The 16,510-nt window shown below is 32.9% G+C and carries 10 protein-coding genes; 4 read left to right on the top strand and 6 right to left on the bottom strand.

The genetic code is table 11. The features are described from left to right. Positions 1–318: 318 nt before the first annotated feature. The 4 genes from NH26_RS18735 to NH26_RS18720 all read right to left on the bottom strand — a co-directional run bounded on the left by NH26_RS18735 (position 319) and on the right by NH26_RS18720 (position 5,146). Positions 319–1,629, bottom strand: a complete 1,311-nt coding sequence (locus NH26_RS18735) for an ammonium transporter (protein WP_044223491.1) — start codon at positions 1,627–1,629, stop codon at positions 319–321. 355 nt (positions 1,630–1,984) lie between these two features. Continuing rightward, positions 1,985–2,626, bottom strand: coding sequence for a pyridoxamine 5'-phosphate oxidase (gene pdxH / locus NH26_RS18730; RefSeq protein ID WP_044223490.1), 642 nt, complete (start codon positions 2,624–2,626; stop codon positions 1,985–1,987). A 7-nt stretch (positions 2,627–2,633) separates the two neighbouring features. Further along, positions 2,634–4,235, bottom strand: coding sequence for an NAD(P)/FAD-dependent oxidoreductase (locus tag NH26_RS18725; protein ID WP_044223488.1), 1,602 nt, complete (start codon positions 4,233–4,235; stop codon positions 2,634–2,636). Between the two features lie 140 nt (positions 4,236–4,375). Then, entirely contained in the window at positions 4,376–5,146 is a 771-nt protein-coding gene (locus tag NH26_RS18720; RefSeq protein ID WP_044223487.1) for a hypothetical protein, read from the bottom strand. Between the two features lie 145 nt (positions 5,147–5,291). On the opposite strand from NH26_RS18720, the gene NH26_RS18715 reads away from it, so the two are divergent. Both NH26_RS18715 and NH26_RS25145 read left to right on the top strand, forming a co-directional pair. Beyond that, on the top strand, positions 5,292–6,527 hold the full coding sequence (locus tag NH26_RS18715; protein ID WP_044223485.1) for a glycosyltransferase: 1,236 nt from the start codon (positions 5,292–5,294) through the stop codon (positions 6,525–6,527). Then, the gene (locus tag NH26_RS25145) at positions 6,524–7,786 is read left to right on the top strand and encodes a glycosyltransferase family 4 protein (protein ID WP_084812244.1); all 1,263 of its coding nucleotides are present in this window, start codon (positions 6,524–6,526) and stop codon (positions 7,784–7,786) included. Before NH26_RS18715 ends, NH26_RS25145 begins: the two co-directional genes overlap by 4 nt. Positions 7,787–7,929: 143 nt before the next feature. Here NH26_RS25145 and NH26_RS18700 read toward each other — a convergent pair whose 3' ends face one another. Further along, positions 7,930–9,060, bottom strand: coding sequence for a C45 family peptidase (locus tag NH26_RS18700; RefSeq protein WP_044223481.1), 1,131 nt, complete (start codon positions 9,058–9,060; stop codon positions 7,930–7,932). A gap of 176 nt (positions 9,061–9,236) precedes the next feature. Beyond that, a complete protein-coding gene (tig, locus tag NH26_RS18695; RefSeq protein WP_044223479.1) occupies positions 9,237–10,574 on the bottom strand; it encodes a trigger factor in 1,338 nt (445 codons plus the stop codon). A 436-nt stretch (positions 10,575–11,010) separates the two neighbouring features. Between tig and NH26_RS18690 the strand changes: the two genes are divergently transcribed. Next, the gene (locus NH26_RS18690; RefSeq protein ID WP_044223477.1) at positions 11,011–13,227 is read left to right on the top strand and encodes a RelA/SpoT family protein; all 2,217 of its coding nucleotides are present in this window, start codon (positions 11,011–11,013) and stop codon (positions 13,225–13,227) included. Positions 13,228–13,437: 210 nt separating this feature from the next. Beyond that, positions 13,438–16,476 carry a GAF domain-containing SpoIIE family protein phosphatase gene (locus NH26_RS18685; RefSeq protein ID WP_044223476.1) on the top strand — a complete coding sequence of 1,013 codons (3,039 nt, stop codon included), beginning with the start codon at positions 13,438–13,440 and terminating at the stop codon, positions 16,474–16,476. Positions 16,477–16,510 lie beyond the last annotated feature (34 nt).

The following is a 16,510-nucleotide window of genomic DNA, read 5'->3' as shown; positions in this document are numbered from 1 at the left end:
AAAAAAAGTGCTCAAGTTTATAATGAAGTATGTTGCTTAACTTATTGTTAATGCTTTTCGTGTCATTAGACTCAAAAAATGATACCTATTAAAAATTGCATTTTGAATAGAATCCTAATAAGTGAAAAATTGATGTAGTCTAAAGTAGTTCTGAAATATAAAAAATAGAAACCGAGAAAGAAAATCATTAACATCATTGTCTCTCCACCCCCGAAACATTATAAACAAAAAAAGAGAGGTGCTAATAAAAGCACCTCTCTTGAGAACTATATCAATAAATAATACAACTAATCGTTTAGAATTACGAATGTGTATTTTTTACATCGAATCAAATGAGCTTTCTCCGTGGAATGCTTCATCAATACCTTCTTTTTCTAATTTGTTAGTTACACGACCACCTTGAGTGATTAATGCAGTTAACTTGAAGATAATAAATGATGCCACACCAGAGTAAATTATTGTTACAAATACTGCTTTTAATTGTACAAGTACTTGACCTGGGTTACCATATAATGCACCTGCTGCACCATTTACTTCAGGGTTAGCAAAAACACCTGTTAAAACAGCACCTACAATACCCACTAAACCGTGAATACCAAATACATCTAACGTATCATCGTAACCTAATTTCTCTTTTAATTTAATAACACCCCAGAAACCAACAGCTCCTGAAATTAAACCAATAGCTAAAGCACCTGAAACATCAACATACCCTGAAGCTGGAGTGATACCTACTAAACCAGAAATCACACCTGAAGCTGAACCTAATAAAGTTGGTTTCTTTTCCATTGTCAACCATTCCATTAGTAACCAAGCCATACCACCAGCTGCTGCTGCTACGTTTGTAACCATCATTGCGTTTGCTGCTACGAAATCTGCGGCTAATTGAGAACCACCGTTGAAACCGAACCATCCAAACCATAATAATGCCGAACCTAAAACCATTAATTTGATAGAAGAAGGCTTATTTGTATGTTCATCTTTAGCTAAACGTTTACCCAACATTAATGCTAAAACTAAACCTGAAACACCTGCATTTATATGAATAACTGTACCACCTGCAAAATCTAATTCTCCATCTTGGCTAAGGAAACCACCTCCCCATACCCAGTGGGCAATTGGAGAATATACTAAGGCAACCCATAACACTGAGAAGATAATCCAAGTTGAATATTTTACTCTTTCGATAATTGCTCCACTTACAAGTGCTACTGCAATAGCTGCAAAAGTACCTTGGAACATAATAAATAAGATTCTAGGGATAGAACCTTCAACGTCTGTAATTTTTACATCTGCTAATAGGAACGAAGTGAAGTCTCCGATATATGCATTTCCTTTTCCAAATGCTAAGCTATAACCAATGATAACCCAAACTAAAGTACCTGTACAAAATGCAGTGTAACTCATACCAATTGTATTTAACACTGTTTTTCTTTGTGCAAGACCACCATAGAATAATGTTAAACCTGCAGGAGTCATTAGCATAACTAATGCTGTTGCAATTAACATCCATGCTGTATCACCTGAATTTAAAGCAGATGTATCAGCAGAGAAACCTAGAGTAGGTATAAGGAGAACGGATAGTAATAACGCCACACTTTTAGCGTTGAAACTTTTTAATGAAATCATAATATAATAGGTGAGTGTGTTAGTAATTTTCAATTTTACCTTACAAACTTAAGAGATTACTAACATAAAGTCCAAATTTTTAACAGAATAATATCTATTTAGGGGTTAATTTTTAATCTAAACAAATTCAAAAGTGTATTTTTAATTAAAAATAAGATCAATTTAAAACCCTTCAAGTTGATTTTTTTAATCAAAATCCAATCAAAGGGTTAAAATTTAAACCAAAAGATTATTTTTAACCCTATTTTTAATAAAACACTCAAAATTGAACCTATTTTCTCTTTAATAAGAGCTTAAAACGAAAAAAAGCTATTCATTTTCATGAATAGCTTCCTATTTTTTAATTTTTCGTCAATTATGGGGCTAATCTTGATCTTAACCACACTCCTGCTTCATTTTTCTCATATTGAATACGATCATGTAACCTCGATGGCCTTCCCTGCCAAAATTCAATTCGAGTAGGATTTACAGCAAAACCGCCCCAATGAGGTGGTCTAGGTACCTTTGTTATAAATTTAGCTGCATATTTAGCAAAACGAGTGACGATAACATTTTTAGAAGATATTTCAGAACTCTGTTCTGATGCCCATGCTCCAACCTTACTTTTATAAGGTCTAGACTCAAAATAAGTATCAGAAGTTTCCTCAGATACTTTTTCTACAGTCCCTTCAATACAAACTTGACGTTCTAACTCTGGCCAGAAAAAATTCAAGGCTGCCTTTTTAGTATCTTGTAGAGCTTGTCCTTTTCTACTATTATAATTAGTATAAAATACAAAAGCATTTTCTTCTACACCTTTTAGTAATACAGTTCTAGAAGATATAGCTCCTTCTTTAGAGACTGTAGCTACATTTAGAGCCGTTGGTTCCATCACCTCTGCTTTTATCGCCTCTTCTAACCATATCTCAAATTGTTGAATTGGATGATTCAACACATCTGATTCCTCTAAAGCTTTTTTAGAGTAGTCTTGTCTTATATCAGCAATCTTTGACTTCATATATATATTATTTTGATGCGGCATCTTTAATACCACAATACATTTCTGCTATTCTATTGGCACATAATTCTCCATCCATTGCTGCAGATGCTATTCCGCCAGCATAACCTGCACCTTCACCCGAAGGAAATAATCTTTTTAACTGTGTATGTTCACAAGTTTCTTTTTCTCTAGGAATACGAACAGGAGATGAAGTTCTACTTTCAACACCTACTATTTGTGCTTCATTCGTAAGGTATCCTTTCATCTTTTTCCCAAAATCTTTAAAGCCAAATTTTAATCTATGCGATAAAGCTTCTGGTAATACCTCTCTCATATCTACTGATAACAAACCAGGTTGATAAGATGTTTCATTAAGATCACTAGATACTTTACCTTGAACAAAATCTACCAAACGTTGTGCTGGGGCAACTTGAGTTCCTCCAGCGACTACACAAGCTTGTTTTTCTATGGCTGCTTGAAATTCCATGGCTGCTAATTCGCCATACTTCTCTATATAAGGTGCAAATTCATCATCATCAACAGAAACTACTATTCCTGAGTTTGAAAATTTTGAATCTCTTCTTGATGGAGACATACCATTAACAACAACTTCTCCTGGAGCAGTTGCAGATGGGACAATAAATCCACCAGGACACATACAAAAAGAAAATACACCTTTCTTTTGTCCTTTATAACCTACTTGAGAAACTAAAGAATAAGCTGCAGCAGGAAGATACTCTCCTCTATTTCTATCTTGTAAATGATATTGTACTTGATCTATTAATCCTTGTGGATGCTCAATTCTTACCCCTAAAGCAAAAGGTTTTCTTTGAATCTCGATCTCTTTTTGATGAAGTAGTCTAAATATATCTCTCGCTGAGTGTCCGGTAGCCAAAAGCACCGATTCTCCCTCATGTTTCACTCCATTTTGAGTAACTACTCCTTTAATTTCATCCTTATCTAGAATAAAATCAGTCACTCTAGTTTCAAAATGAACCTCACCTCCAGCATCTAATATACTTTGGCGCATTTCAGCAATCACTTTAGGTAGTTTATTAGTACCAATATGAGGATGTGCATCAATTAATATTTCTTCAGAAGCAGAATGTGCTACAAATATTTCACAGATTCTTCTAAAGTCTCCTCTCTTTTTAGAGCGAGTATAAAGTTTACCATCAGAATAAGTACCTGCACCACCTTCTCCAAAACAGTAATTAGAATCTTCGTTGACTATATTTTTCTTATTAATATTAGCCAAGTCTCTTCTTCTCTTTTGAACATCATTCCCTCTTTCAAGGATGATTGGCTTAATACCTAATTCTAAAAATCGAAGTGCTGCGAATAAACCTGCAGGGCCTGCCCCTACTATAATCACTCTTTTTGCATTACTTACTTCTTTATAATCTTTTTTATAATCAATAGACAAAGAAGGTGTTTCATTAATAAAGATTTCTGCTTGTACATTTACCTTTACTTTTTTCTTACGAGCATCCACAGAACGACGCGTCATACGAACGGTCACTTCTTTTTCGTTTTGTAGCTTTTCTTTTCTTAAAACATAAGTTTTAAAATTATCATCATCAAAAGCCACATTAGGTGGAACTACATACTGAGAAACTTTTTTCATGTAAAAAGAATTAATTGATCAATTTATAAGGAATGCAAAATTAGGCATTTAGGATGAACATTATGATGTGCAAAACATCATTAACAAAAAAAGCAGTCGAAAAATCGACTGCTTCCTTGATTATCAAAAGTAAAATTCAATTAGTTTACTTTCTCTGATAACTCTTGTACTTTATCGTAGGCATCTTTTTTACCTGCTTCGAAAGATTTTTTATACAATTCTAAAGCTTCTGTATAAGTCGCTTTCTTTTTCTTAGGAGCTAGTTTTGTTCTTTTAGCAGCTTCTTCCAGTGCTTCAGCTTGTGCATAATAAGCATCAGCTTCAGTTTTCTTAGCCTGAACCATTAACTCTTGAATTCTATTTTTCTGAAGAGTAATTTCTTCGTTATTTTTTTGAATGGCAACTTCTTGATCAGAAAGCTCTTTTGCTTGTAAATCTACTGTTTTGATTAAAGCATTCTTTTCTGAAGTTAAGTTTTCAACATTGCTCTTTAGTCTTTCTATTTCTTGAGACTTTTGATCTAATTGTTGTCTTAACTTTCTGATAGTATTAGCATAGGCACTATTCTTAGCATTTGATTTTGCCAAACTAGCTTCCATTTGCTCCATACGTTGCTCAGATTCTTTCATGTAAGCATCAATAGCTCTAATTTTTTCCTCATAAGTCTTACCAGAAATCCCTTTCTCCATATCAATGTATAAAAGGTTTCTAGAAGCATCGATAGAATCTATTAAAGCACCTACCTCATTTAATGTCTGAGCAGCTGCTTCTGCTCTAGCTAAATCTTCTTGAAGTTTTGCATTAGTCTCTTTCAATTGTTCATTCTCTTCTTTAATACCGCAAGCACCAAAGATGAATGCTAATGAAACAATTAAAAAAGCTTTAGTTTTTGTATAATTCTTTAGCTTCATGTTTTATTCTTATTAGTATAATCTATTTTACACAGACTTAGACAAATGTAAATTCTTTTGTTTAACAATCAAAAATTGTCTCTTTTTTTTCATTTCTTTTAATTTTTACTTTTTGAGGGTAAAATATTAGAAGGAAACGGGATTAATGTATAAATTTGTCCAACAATCAAACATTCTCCTATTTACTTCTACAAAGAAAAAAGGAGACTTTTTTTTAATGAATAAGATAAAGATATTAAGGATCATTGCTCGTCTTAACGTAGGTGGCCCTGCAATACATACTTCAATATTGTCAGAACAACTGAATAATGACAAATTTAACACCCTACTCGTTGCAGGTAAAGTCCCCGAAAATGAAGGCGACATGAGTTACATTGCTGAAGAGAGAGGTGTAAAAGTTCGTTACCTAAATACCCTACAAAGAGAACTATCTCCTATCAACGATTTAAAATCAATTTTAGAAATTGATAAAATCATTCGAGAATACCAGCCTGACATTATTCACACGCATACTGCAAAAGCAGGGTTTGTTGGAAGAGCTGCAGTTGTTTTAAATAATTTTTTAAGAAGAAAAAAGATTAAAGCAGTTCACACTTTCCATGGCCATGTATTTGACGGTTATTTTTCTCCTATTAAAACAAAAATATTTCTATTTATAGAACGTTTTTTAGGGCATTTCACCGATGTTATTATTACTATTACGAATAAACAGCAGAAAGAAATCCTTTCTTTAGGCATCGGTACACCTCCAAAACATCACATGATTCCATTGGGATTGGATTTAAATAAGTTTTTTCAAAATTCAGAAAAAAACTTCCTTCATAAAAAGTATAATATTGAAAAAGACATTAAATTAGTTGGTATCGTTGCTCGTTTTACCCAAATAAAGAATCTCAAATTGTTTATTGATACTGCTAAAATAATCCTTAATAATAGGAACGATGTTCACTTTTTTATGGTTGGTGATGGTGAGGATAGAGATATGCTAGAAAATTATTCATCTCAACTAAATTTAGAAAAAAACATTACTTTCACAGGATTTTTAAAAGATCTTCCTTCTATTTACTCAAGTTTGGATTTAGTTTTGCTAACATCTAATAATGAGGGTTCACCTGTTTCTATTATTGAAGCAATGACAAACGGTAAATCTGTAGTGTCTACGGCTGTTGGAGGTGTCCCTGATTTATTTACTGATTTTGGCAAGGAATTTTTAGTTGATAAAAATGACGCTAATGCCATGGCGAAAGCATCTTTAAAACTTTTGAATAATGATAACTTAAATTCTAGATTCATTCAAGAACATCAAGACCCTACCTACAAAAAATACAATTATAGTCGACTCGTAAATGATTTGACTAAAACTTATAAAGAATTAACATGAACCAATCCACTTTATTGCTGAGCTTAACAGTTGGTGCGATCGTTTCCTTCATCATCACTCGATTGCTTATCAAACAAGCAGTCCGTTATAACATTGTTGATAAACCACGAGCGGATCGTTTTCACACAAAAACTACAGCTTTAATGGGCGGTATCGCAATTGTAGTATCATTTATTATTGGATCTACGTTTTTAGGAATCCTTCCTATTCCATGGTCAATAATTAGTGTTTTAGGTATTACACTTTCGATGTACCTCTTATTTAATAACAAAAGAATAAAAGCCATAGTTAGCTGCTTTATTACTGTTTCGTTGTGTTTCGGTAGTATATTTTTTATATACCCTGATGCACCACTTACAAATAAATACATCTGGCTATTTACAGGTGGGCTAATTATTTTCTTTACAGGAGCATTTGATGATAAATCAAAAGCTATGGAGCCTAAGGTTAAATTATTTTTCCAAATTGTTGCCGGATCAATTGCCATATTCGTAATGGGTTCTGCTAATTTCCTTCCTCCTGTATTAAGTCAACTATTTACTTTCTTTTGGATTATTGGGGTAATTAATGCTTTGAACCTAATTGATAACATGAATGGTTTATCTCCAGGTGTAGCTGCTATTATTGCTTTATCATTTGGTATTTTTGCTAACATTTATTTCCAAAATACAGAAGTAGCCTTAGTTAGCTTAATGCTTTCTGCTGTGCTTATCGGATTCCTTCCGAATAACTTTCCAAACGCTCGTATTTTTATGGGTGATTCAGGCAGTATGTTCTTAGGATATATGTTATCAATGATCGGTGTGTCGTTATCATGGCAAACCACCGATATCAACATTGGAATACTTACTCCTATCCTTTTAATTTCTTATCCAATTTTTGATGTAACTTTTGTTACTATCAACAGAATTAGATCAGGTAGACCAATTTATGTTGGAGGTAAAGACCACTCTTCTCACCTATTAGTGAAATTTGGTTTTTCACCTAGAAACGCTGTATTAATGATATATGGTTTATGTATTCTTACATCAATCATTACTTATTATATTACTACTTTAGATTTAGGGTATGCAAGTACTGCATTAAGTATCATCCTTTTCACTTTCTCTGTGTTAGGACTAATGCTTACAAAATTGCACGATAAAGATTACATGAAACAAAAGGAGAAAAATACTCCTGTTGGACAAGAATCAGAAGATGTGACTAGAATTACTTCTATCACTCCTAATGTATCTAAGAAATACAATAAAATTGATTAATCATTCTTTGGCTCACTTAAAAAAGCCACTGTTTGAAATATAAAAAAGAGAGTTATTCCTTCAACAATTTGGAATGACTCTCTTTTTTATTTGTTCTAATTTAGGAATGACAACATTGACATCTAACTATAATTGATTTGGCTTTATCTAGCCAACTTCACTTTTGTCCATCCAGCAAAACGAGGATTATCTCCAGTAACCCATGCAGTACCCGTTTTAATATCAAAAACCATAGATTCTACCGTTACAAATGTTTTATGATCATCATCTTTTGACATATTCAATGGACGGTGTTCTAACATGTATTTCATAGCATCCACATCTAAAGTAGTTGTATAAGTCAAATAATTAAGTGCTGCAGTTTCACGAGCAAATGAATCCATACAAATCGCGTTAGCTTCTGGTTTAGAATATTTCTTAAACATCATCTCTTTGATCTCATCATTGTGATTGGCAGACGCAGACCCTCTATCTTCTTTGTTTACAATTTTAATCCCATCTTTTGTCATTCTCACAACAGCATGATGACCAAATCTATCTGCAACAGTAAATGACAGTGGAACTATAGGCTCATAACCTTCCATTTTTTCAACAAAATCTGCCACAGAATTAGCTTGCGTTGCAGTAGCTAATATCACATCAGTAGATAATAAATTATCTTGACCTAAATTATCATGTAAATCTACTGTTGCCAAGAAGTTGATTGTAATTGCTACATTCTTCCCCATTCCTTGGAAGTGGCCTCCATTTGTACTGTAATAAATGCGATTATCTGTTCTTACTACCTCTGTGCGTTTTTCTAAGTACGCTAACCCCATATCATTATTCTGACCAACAATACCATTATCAAATGCTATAGTTGTACAACCTCTAATTGTTTCATCTAACACTTTACCACTCTTTCTAAGGCTTTGTAAAATTAGAACATCATCTATTGAAGTTGCTGCATATAAATGTGTCACATCCACTCCTCTTATTTCTGCTTGACGTTCCATTAATGCAGCATATTCAGGATTTACTTTACGGGCATTTTCTTTCGTGCTTTGAATCTGTGCGATTAGATCTTCAGAAGCTTTTGTTCTTGGTTGTTTGGCTAAATATTGAGCTTCTTCTTCTACAGAGTAAACATCAATAACATCAACAGTCTCTTGACCGGCTGTTCTTTCTGCATAAAAATAAGATAGATTATCTCCAATTTTTTGTTTCTCTTGAGCAATTGATAAAGATGAAATTGACACTAATAACACTGCGAATAATGTTTTAAACTTTTTCATAATTGTTTTTTTTAATTTGATAACGATACAAATATGAAGAGTTTGTTCACCTGATATAAGTAACTTACAGTAATGAGAAGTTACTTACCCTTTTGCTTTTCTGAAAAAAGTGACAAAAAAAGAGGGATTCTCTTTATTCGAGAACCCCTCTTTAGTATATAGATGTAACTATTGAATTACTCAGCAGCTACTTGCTCATTCTTTGCAGTTAAGAATTCTTCAAATTTAGCTAAATCTACTTCCTCTTTGTTAAGAGAAACTTTTTCTTTAGCTGCACCGAAGATCTTCTCGTTGTACACTTGCTCATAAGTTTGCTCGAAGTACTTACCGTTTTCAGCAGTTAAGTAATTTTGAACGAACTCACCCATTCTATCGTCTTCATCACCCATGAAGTTACCGAATTGAGCTTTGATTTGTTCTAAAGCAGCAGCTTCAACATCTTCTTTCTCAACTTTAACCTCAGCAGTTTCAGCAATAGCATCAGAGATAGCTCTCCACTTTACAGCTTCTTCGAACTTAGCAATGTTACTTTCTACTTCCTCGTCAGTTGACTTAGGATTGTTTTGCTTAAATACTGTTTTCAATAATTCAGCAGGTAAAGCAATTGGGTTAGCCTCAACTAAAGCATTACGAACGTTTTCGTTTGTAACGTTATCGATAGCTTGTTGGTTAACTTCACCGATTGTCTTTTTCAATTCAGCTCTGAATTCTTCTTCGTTAGAAGCTTTATCAGGACCGATAACCATATTAAAGAAATCTTGATCTAATTCTGGCTCGTGGTTACGAGTGATTTTAGTGATTTCGATAGTGAAGTTACCATTGAATTTCTCAACATCTTCAGTACCTAAGAACAAACCTAAACGCTTGCTATCTTCGTACATTGTGTCGATATCTAAAGTAACAACATCACCTACTTTCTTACCGATGAATTGATCAGCAATACCTTCAGCTAATTTCTCGTCTACATCAAATGCAGCTCCTTCTTTAGAGTACTCACCTGCTTCAGCTTTGAAAGTTGCAGTTACTAAATCACCTTTAGCTACTTCTTCAGCATCTTTCTTAGTTGGGTAAGATTCTTTCAACTTAACAATCGTGTTATCAACATCAGCGTCAGTAACAGTTAAGTTAAAAGTATCAGCAGTAATACCTTCAGTCTTAAGTTCAAAATCAGGTAACAATAATTCGAATTCAACAGTTTGCTCAGCACCCAACTGTTCAGGAGTGACGAAGTCACCTTTGAAGATTGGTTGGAACAATGGTTTTACATTATTGTCTTTTAAGTAAGTGTCAACAGCTTTTCCAACAGTTTCGTTGAAAGTATCCATTTTTACTTGCTTACCGTACATTTTTTCTACCATTGACATAGGTACTTTACCTGGACGGAAACCTTTCATATTTGCCGTTTTAGCATATTGCTTCAACTTGCTTTTATACTCAGGCATGTAATCCGATTCAGTAACGTTTACAGTTAATAAACCGTACGAGTTCTCCTGTTTATCTAATTTGAATTCCAAAGTTTTATGATTTTTGGTGTGACAAAACTCTATTTTAATATCAGAAAAAGAGAAAAATCTTTTTTTCTAAATTGATTTTTCGAAGTTCAAGTAATACCAACAACTTTTTACGTCATCAACTTTTTACTTGAATTTCTAATTCACTCTCATTTTTATTTGTTTTTAAACCGTTGATACACAATAAAAAACAATTTAATTTCTATGAGAGTTGCACTATAAACAAAATACCTATAATAGACATTTTAATTTAAAGCGATGCAAAGGTAGTGAACTCATTATTAAAATCATTAATGTTGACCTAAAAAAATGTAAACAACTGTTACCTAATTTTTTAATTGATATTCTTACAAAACTTTGTCAACACTACTTTTTTTTACCTATTTTTATAAATCTAAAGTATTCATAAGGTTACAAAATTTGGTCACAGGATTTACAGATGAAGATTGACTTAGAAAAAGAAAGGTTTGAGCTGCTCAAAATGTATGGGCGATTACTAAGAAAAGCGCGTCCTTTTTTAAATGACCCTGATGATATTAAACAAATAAAAGCTGCTTTCCTATTTGCTTCTGATGCTCATCAAGATATGAGAAGGAAATCTGGAGAACCTTTTATTTATCATCCTGTAGCTGTAGCTACTATTGCTACAGAAGAAATTGGGTTAGGGACTACTTCAATTATTGCCGCTTTATTACATGATGTAGTAGAAGATACCGACTACACCCTTGAAGATATTGAGGAACGATTTGGACCTAAAGTAGCCCTAATTGTTAATGGGCTTACTAAAATTTCTGGAGCCGCTCAAAAAGGTGGTTCTCTACAAGCTGAAAACTTTAGGAAAATGTTGCTTACCATTGCTGAAGATGTCAGAGTGGTTTTAATCAAAATTGCCGACCGTTTGCATAATATGCGAACATTAAAGTCGATGCCTAAAGACAAGCAACTTAAAGTTAAAGCAGAAACAGAATATATATACGCTCCTTTAGCACACCGTTTAGGCCTTTATAATATCAAGTCTGAATTAGAAGATTTGAGTTTAAAATATTCTGATCATGTTTTATATGATGAGATATCTAAAAAGCTTAAAGACTCTGAGGAAGCTCGTGAACATTTCACGAACGAATTTAAGACCCCTTTAATTGAGACTTTAGATAAACAAGGTTATAAATACACCATTAAATCAAGAACTAAATCTATCACTTCGATTGCTAATAAAATGAAAAAGCAACAAGTGCCTTTTGAAGAAGTTTTTGATTTGTTTGCGGTACGTATCATTTTTGATTGCCCTAGAGAGGTAGAAAAATCTACTTGTTGGCATGTCTACTCAATAGTTACCGATTTTTACACCCCTAATGTAAGTCGTTTAAGAGATTGGATTAGTATGCCGAAAGCCAATGGATACGAATCTTTACATACGACTGTTATGGGGCATAATGGTCACTGGGTAGAAGTACAAGTACGTTCATTACGCATGGACGAAATTGCAGAGAAAGGATACGCTGCCCATTGGAAATACAAAGAACAAGGTGGAGATGTAAATAAAGAAAAAGGAATTGAACACTGGCTAAACGAGGTGCGTTCCTTAATGGAAAATGACAAAGTAAATGCTGTTGAATTCCTAGATGACTTTAGAACTAGTTTATTTAATAAAGAAGTTTTTGTATTTACTCCTAATGGTGATTTAAAAGTATTCCCTCAAGGTTCAACCGTTTTAGATTTTGCATTTGATATTCATACCGAAGTTGGTGCCAAATGTTTAGGAGCAAAAATTAATGGCAAATTAGTACCATTAAGCTATCAACTAAACAATGGTGATCAAATTGAGATTTTGACAGCCAACCAATCTAAAGCTAATGAAGGATGGTTAAAAATTGTAAGAACTTCTAGGGCTCGTGCCAAAATTAAATCTCACTTAAAAGAAGATAGAAAAAGAGTCGCTTCAATTGGTCGTGAGATTATTGATCGTAAGTTCAAGCAACTTAAAATCAAATACGATGACCGTATTGCACAGCAATTACGAGATTTCTTTAATCTATCGAGTGAAACAGACCTTTATTACCAAGTTGGAGAGGGAATTATTGAACACAAAGAAATTAAGAAGTTCAGAGATCACCTCGACCATAATAATCAAGTAAAGAAAAAGAAAATTGTTCCTGATTCTGCGAAAGAATTCAAGAACAAAATTAAAAATATTAGACAGGACGATGACGAATTAGTCATTGGTGAGGACATGGATAATGTTCATTACTCAATCGCTAATTGTTGTAACCCTATACAAGGAGATGATATTTTTGGTTTTATTACCATCAATAATGGTATAAAAATTCATCGTACAAATTGTCCTAACTCTATTGCTATGATGGCTAATTATGGCTATCGTATAATCAAAGCTAGATGGGCATCTGAAAAAGAAGCACAATACATTTCTAAAATATCTATAGAAGGTACCGATAGAATTGGTCTTGTGAATGATGTTACTAGAATTATTACCTCTCGTTTAAAAGTAAATATCCGCTCTATTTCTATTGATACACAAGACGGTATCTTCAGAGGTACAATAGAAATTGCTGTAAAACACTTAAATGAATTTGAGAAGGTAATAACCGAAATTGGCAATATTGAAGGAATTATTCGTGTAAAACGACATGATAATTGAGTTTTTTATCAAAAACATTACGCTACAATGTGTGAATTCACATTGTGGCTTTTTTTTTGCCAATTTAAAAAGTGGATTTTAAGATTAATTTTTAGCATAAAAATAATATTAATCTATATCTACCGTTATTAAATCAAACAAAGTGTATTCGACCGTTGGAGGTATTTTTTTAACCCTTCCAATTTTAGGAATAAATCAGCTGCAACAAATATGAAAACAGGATACTTAGATCAAGCATTATCTATATACCAAGATCTTTCCAGAGAAGTTACAATAGAAGGATTATGTAATCAAATCCTACATATTATTCACAGTAAATCTATAGCTGAGAAAGTTTCTATTATCCTAAAGTCAGAAAATGACTTTATCCTGAAAGCTTCCAAAAACAGAAGTAACGAAGAAATCTTTTTTAATGAAACAAACGAAGTAGCATCACCTACTGATTTACCTCTTGCTATTTTAAATCAGATTAAAACGCCTAAATCTACTATCGTTGTTAACCTTGAAAAAGTAAATGAACAAGTAAAAAATGTTCCTTACATCAAAACTGTCAACCCTCAATTTTTAAACTTTATTCCTCTTTGGAATCAAGATACGATGGTTGGATTCTTGATGTTGGATCAATATCAAAATATTAATACCCCTTCTGAACAAATTAAGTTTTTACAAATTTTGGCTCCTCAAATGGCAATATTGCTACAAAAGGCAGCACAAAATTCAATCCCTGAACAGAAGGAAGATCAAGAAGAAAAACATAAACAGTTAAAAGGTTTTGAAATTCAAGCTATTCAAGAAGTAGGACAACTTATTGCCTCTACAGATAGTTTGGATAAAATGACTGTGACTGTGTATGAAAAAATCAACCAATTGATTGATGCGAAAACATTAGATATTGGTGTGGTGAATAAAGAAAACGGTATGCTAGAATTCCCTGCAACTTATGAAAATGGGATTAAACTAGACTTTAACTCTTGTTCTCTTGATGAAACAGATAGGTTATCTACTCATTGTATTAAGCATAATAAACCGATTCATATCAATGATTTTAATAATGAAATCAATGATTATCTTCCTAAATTTCATAATAAATTTAGTAATGATGATGGATCAACATCAATACAGTCCCTTATTTATTCCCCGATTCAGTATAAAAATGAAATTGTGGGCGTATTTACTGTACAGACAGATAAAAAAGATGCCTACACTCAAAACGATAATATCTTAGTACAAGGTATTGGTTCTTATATCGGTATTGCCATTGAGAATATTCGATTAAAAGCCCAATCTAATGTACAATCTCAAGTTTCTGAAGAACAAGAGGAACAACTAAGTAAAGCGTATAACGCACTTAAGAACTTAGGGGAAATTGGTCAGGATATTACATCCAACCTTTCTATTGAAGGTATTTCGAATACAGCTTATGAAAGTCTTAATTCATTAATTGAGGCTCCGTTGTATTCTATGGGTATTTATAATAAAGAACGTGGAGTTTTAGAAATCACTACTAATATAGAAAATGGTGAAAAACTTCCTCCAAAAACCATTCGTCTAACAGAAAATAATAAACTTTCTGTTATCTGCTTTAAACAGCTTAAAGAGATTGTGATTAATGACATTATGGTGGATTATAATTTATACTTACCTAATGTTGATTTACCAAAAAGTGAATTATCAGGTTTACCTCAGTCGTTAATTTATATTCCTCTTATCGGTAAAGAAGGAACCTTGGGCTTCATTACCATTCAGTCTTATAAAGCCAATGCATTTGGCGAACAAGCACTGAACTTAATGAAAAACATTGCTATCTACATTGGTATTGCCCTAGATAACGCACTTACCTATGAAGGACTTGAAGAAATTGTAAATGATCGTACACAAGAATTACAACAACAAAAGCAAGAAATAGAAGTTAGTCGCGATCAAATTGAAAATTCATATAAAAACGTACAGCTTCTATCAAACATTGGTATCGAGTTATCTTCAAACTTAAATACAGACAGTATTATTGATACCTTATATCACAACCTTTCCAACTTGATGAAAGTGGACTCTTTTGGCTTAGGTGTTTACAATCATCGAAAGCAACAAATTGAGTTTAAAGGGGCAATGGAAAAAGGGGAAAAACTACCTGATTTTGTCCACTTAATGAGTGACACCACTCGACTTTCTTCGATCTCATTAAAGGAAAATAAAGAAATTGTGATCAATGATATATCTAAAGAAATTTATGATTATATCGATGCTCCTGATGGAATAGAAATTGAAGGTGATATGCCTAAGTCTATCATTTATATTCCTCTTATTGCAAAAGAGAAATTGATGGGTGTAATTTCAGTTCAATCTTTTGATAAAAATGCCTACAGTGAACTACATGTTGATATCTTAAGAAACATCGCAGTATTATCAGCTATTGCCATTGATAATGCGAGTTCTTATGAGAAGATTGAAAGACAGAAAGAAGAGCTACAATCTACTTCTCAGAAAATTACACAATCTATTAAGTACGCAAAGCAGATTCAAGGTTCCATCCTTCCTAACCGTACTATAATTAGACAGTTATTACCTGATTCATTTATCTTCCATAAACCAAAAGATATTGTATCTGGCGACTTTTTCTGGTTCCATCAACACAATAATCGCATCTTTATTTCTACTGTTGATTGTAATAGTAATGGTGTACCAGGTGCGATGATGTCAATTATCGGTATCTCATTATTTAGAGAGATAGTTGAAATTAGAGGGTTAGTTTGCCCAGGAGAAATACTTCAAACCATGAATGAACGTTTGATGGCTCATCTTAACCAACATACAACAGACAACTCTGATTCATTAGACGTATCTGTTTGTATTATTGATAAGACGAAAAACGTAATGGAATTTGCTGGAGCCAATACACAAATGGCAAGAGTAGTAAATGATAAATTCTTTATCATTAAAGGTTCTCAATATACTATTGGTGGCGACCAAGATGAAGCTCCTGAAGATATCACATTTAAAAAGCACACCTTTAACTTAGAGGATAATGCCAATTATTATTTATTTACTGATGGCTATCAAAAACAAATTGGAGGTGAGAGTAAGAATGAATATGGTAAAGAAAATTTCTTGAAATTACTTTATACTAATCATAAAGAAGATAAATCGAAACAAAGAACTGCAGTACGTAGATCTTTCAACGATTGGATGTCTGATGAGTTAACACAAACAGATGATGTTCTTGTATTAGGTTTTAATCCTAGTGCATTATAAATCTAATGATATAAAGAAAGAGGTTACCTCCAAT

It is taken from the genome of Flammeovirga pacifica, assembly GCF_000807855.2.
GTDB classification, from domain to species: Bacteria; Bacteroidota; Bacteroidia; order Cytophagales; family Flammeovirgaceae; genus Flammeovirga; species Flammeovirga pacifica.
The sequence above is the reverse complement of the archived record's forward strand: the minus strand, read 5'-3'. Positions and strand labels throughout refer to the sequence as shown.

Excerpts from the sequence above, each read along its gene's own strand:
- NH26_RS18735 (WP_044223491.1), bottom strand. The coding sequence starts at position 1,629 with ATGATTTCATTAAAAAGTTTCAACGCTAAAAGTGTGGCGTTATTACTA.
- pdxH (WP_044223490.1), bottom strand. The coding sequence starts at position 2,626 with ATGAAGTCAAAGATTGCTGATATAAGACAAGACTACTCTAAAAAAGCT.
- NH26_RS18725 (WP_044223488.1), bottom strand. The coding sequence starts at position 4,235 with ATGAAAAAAGTTTCTCAGTATGTAGTTCCACCTAATGTGGCTTTTGAT.
- NH26_RS18720 (WP_044223487.1), bottom strand. The coding sequence starts at position 5,146 with ATGAAGCTAAAGAATTATACAAAAACTAAAGCTTTTTTAATTGTTTCA.
- NH26_RS18715 (WP_044223485.1), top strand. The coding sequence starts at position 5,292 with ATGTATAAATTTGTCCAACAATCAAACATTCTCCTATTTACTTCTACA.
- NH26_RS25145 (WP_084812244.1), top strand. The coding sequence starts at position 6,524 with ATGAACCAATCCACTTTATTGCTGAGCTTAACAGTTGGTGCGATCGTT.
- NH26_RS18700 (WP_044223481.1), bottom strand. The coding sequence starts at position 9,060 with ATGAAAAAGTTTAAAACATTATTCGCAGTGTTATTAGTGTCAATTTCA.
- NH26_RS18690 (WP_044223477.1), top strand. The coding sequence starts at position 11,011 with ATGAAGATTGACTTAGAAAAAGAAAGGTTTGAGCTGCTCAAAATGTAT.
- NH26_RS18685 (WP_044223476.1), top strand. The coding sequence starts at position 13,438 with ATGAAAACAGGATACTTAGATCAAGCATTATCTATATACCAAGATCTT.